Consider the following 2317-nt stretch of genomic DNA (forward strand, 5'->3'; position numbering starts at 1 on the left):
TAGGTCTTCTTTGGCATGGTGGAACACTACCTTTCTTCCCCAGCTCACTGCTGGGGTCAGGGTGTCCACCAGACGGGGGTCAGGTCCCTTTCCCCACCTCCAGGCGCCGGATCATCTGCTCCAACTGGCCGTACGTCATGGGCTTCTTCGGCGGGGGCATCATCTTCTGTGCTCGGCGGTATGTCGTCTTCCCGCTCAAGTCCATCAGACTCCCCGCACCTGTCAGGAACGCTCGCTTCTTCGCGCCCGTGGTCATCGGATGGTTCTGGATCGTCATGGTTCATAACCCGCCTTTCCCTAATCAGCCACCAACTCTACAGCCGAAACATCAGAGATGTCACGTCCCCGGGTACTGGTGACAGCAGCCGTGCCAGTGTCGAGGCTACGCTCGGCGAACATCTCACACCACCCACCACACCCGCGAATGCCGAGGCCACCGCATGCCTGTCCCAGATTCACTCACCGCCTGGCGGGAGTTCGTCGCTCGCCGCAACGTCGAGCCCGAACAGCTGAGCCGCGAGAAGATCGCGGCACTATCCGAGGAGGACAAGGCGGCCTACGACAAGTCACGGTTCGCCTGGATCGGTGCTGACGTCGTCATCGAGACCAAGGACCTGGCTTCGATCGAACGCCAGGTCCACATCATCCGTGCCCGCCTGGCCGCCCGTCGTTCCACCGCAGGCCGGACACTGGCGTTGCCGGGTCGTGCCGGGGTCGGAAAGTCCACCATCGCCATGCTCAGGGGTAAGCGTCATGAGCGTATCGTCCGACAGAAGTTGGGGCTTCCCACTGATGCCCCCGATGTGGCCCCGGTGCTCTACCTGGTCGTTCCTCCTGGCAGCACACCGAAGATGCTCATGGTCGCTATCGCCCGGTGGATCGGTCTTCCTGTCCCCCGTGGCTGGGACGCACCGACGGTCATGGACCACGTTGTCTCCGTGCTGAAGACTCTGAAGACCTCCATGATCATCGTCGACGAGGTGCACAACCTGAAGACAAACAAGTCCGCCGGGCGCAGACGCTGCCAGCACACTGAAGTCGTTCACCGAACGCCTGGACGCCGCGGTGATCTTCTGTGGAATCGACCTGCTCGACACTGATCTACTAGCCGGTGAGATGGGCCGGCAGATCCGGGCGAGGACCAAGGTCTACGACATTCGTACCTACAGCTACGGCAGTGCCGCAGCGCGCGAATCATGGGTGGAGCTGGTAGCTGGCATGGAGGCTCTGCTGCCGCTGGCGGCACACCCGGTAGGTTCCCTGACGACTCCGGAGTTGGCTGGCTACCTGTGGAACCGGACGAGTGGATCCATCGGTAGTCTTCGCAACCTGCTCGGGGACGCTGCCATCGACGCAATATTCTCCGGCAAGGAGTTGGTGGACCGAGCCGGGCTGGACGACGTGATCCTTGACCAGGAGGCCGTGCGGGGGCAAAAGCCACAGGCAGCCGTGCCGAAGAAGGCGACGAGGCAGGGAAAGCCGGATGAGCACCGCTACCCCACCATTGAGGCGGCTACCGGTGGCGGTGCGGAGGTTCCATGGCGAGGACGTGATGTCGTACTCTCGCCGAGCGGCGGAGTCCAATGGGACAACCCCGTCTGCGATCGAACGCACTACCCGCAGTGACGGCTACTCACTGTCTTCAGGAAGAGACACTGACCCGCGCCGTGATTTGTGGCGCCAGCTGGGCGGACTTCACAGAGAGGCGTTCACAGAGCCGGACACCATTAGTGGTGACGAGGTAGTTACCCGCCCGCTGTGTCTGCGATGCTGCGCTGGCCAGCGAGCTTCTGGGCGCTTACCAGAGGTTGGGTGGGTGTGCTTGCGACACCAGTGGTGGATCGGAAACTCGCAGTGCAGCGTGCGGGCACTTCCGGAGCTTTGCGCGGCAGAGCGGCAGTTTCGCCAGGTGCTGGTACCCCGCGGTGCGCTAGTCGCAACGAGGGTGGCTCAACGAGTAGAGGCCGCGGTGCTGGGGCTGCCCGAGGATCTGCTACTTTCCCGTGCCCAGCGGCTGGATGCTGCCCAGGTAAGCCGCGAACTGTTGAGTTACCCGGAGATTGTCACATTGACCTGCCCGATCACTGACCCGCAGTTCGGGGCACAGGTGTTGAAACCTGCCCCCAAGGACGAGCGGTACCGGATGTTTTCAGAGGCGGTGGCGAACAAGCTGAGCCGGGCGGATGCTGATGACCTGTGGGATGTGGTGAACCCACTGTGGCAGTTGTTGAACCTGGAGTACGACTGGGTGTCCACGGCCCGCCTGCGCGGCTTCGAACCTTCGGACGCTCTGTGGAACGTACTGCGCTACTTGGAA

Annotated in this window: 4 protein-coding genes; 3 read left to right on the forward strand and 1 reads right to left on the reverse strand. The window is 62.7% G+C overall.

Annotated features, from left to right (window positions below; all coding sequences use genetic code 11):
* Window positions 1-79 precede the first annotated feature (79 nt).
* Window positions 80-277, reverse strand: coding sequence for a hypothetical protein (locus tag QZV72_RS12220; protein ID WP_297008862.1), 198 nt, complete (start codon window positions 275-277; stop codon window positions 80-82).
* Window positions 278-440: 163 nt separating this feature from the next.
* Between QZV72_RS12220 and QZV72_RS12225 the strand changes: the two genes are divergently transcribed.
* The 3 genes from QZV72_RS12225 to QZV72_RS12235 all read left to right on the forward strand — a co-directional run.
* Window positions 441-1100 (forward strand): TniB family NTP-binding protein, encoded by a 660-nt coding sequence (locus QZV72_RS12225; protein ID WP_297008864.1) that lies wholly within the window; start codon window positions 441-443, stop codon window positions 1098-1100.
* A complete protein-coding gene (locus tag QZV72_RS12230; RefSeq protein ID WP_297008865.1) occupies window positions 1066-1626 on the forward strand; it encodes a hypothetical protein in 561 nt (186 codons plus the stop codon). Before QZV72_RS12225 ends, QZV72_RS12230 begins: the two co-directional genes overlap by 35 nt.
* Window positions 1627-1945: 319 nt before the next feature.
* On the forward strand, window positions 1946-2317 hold a 372-nt coding region (locus tag QZV72_RS12235), incomplete at its 3' end, for a hypothetical protein (protein ID WP_297008867.1).

The sequence above is a fragment of the uncultured Corynebacterium sp. genome, assembly GCF_902782855.1.
In the GTDB taxonomy this organism is placed as follows: domain Bacteria; phylum Actinomycetota; class Actinomycetes; order Mycobacteriales; family Mycobacteriaceae; genus Corynebacterium.

Excerpts from the sequence above, each read along its gene's own strand:
- QZV72_RS12225 (WP_297008864.1), top strand. The coding sequence starts at position 441 with ATGCCTGTCCCAGATTCACTCACCGCCTGGCGGGAGTTCGTCGCTCGC.
- QZV72_RS12220 (WP_297008862.1), bottom strand. The coding sequence starts at position 277 with ATGACGATCCAGAACCATCCGATGACCACGGGCGCGAAGAAGCGAGCG.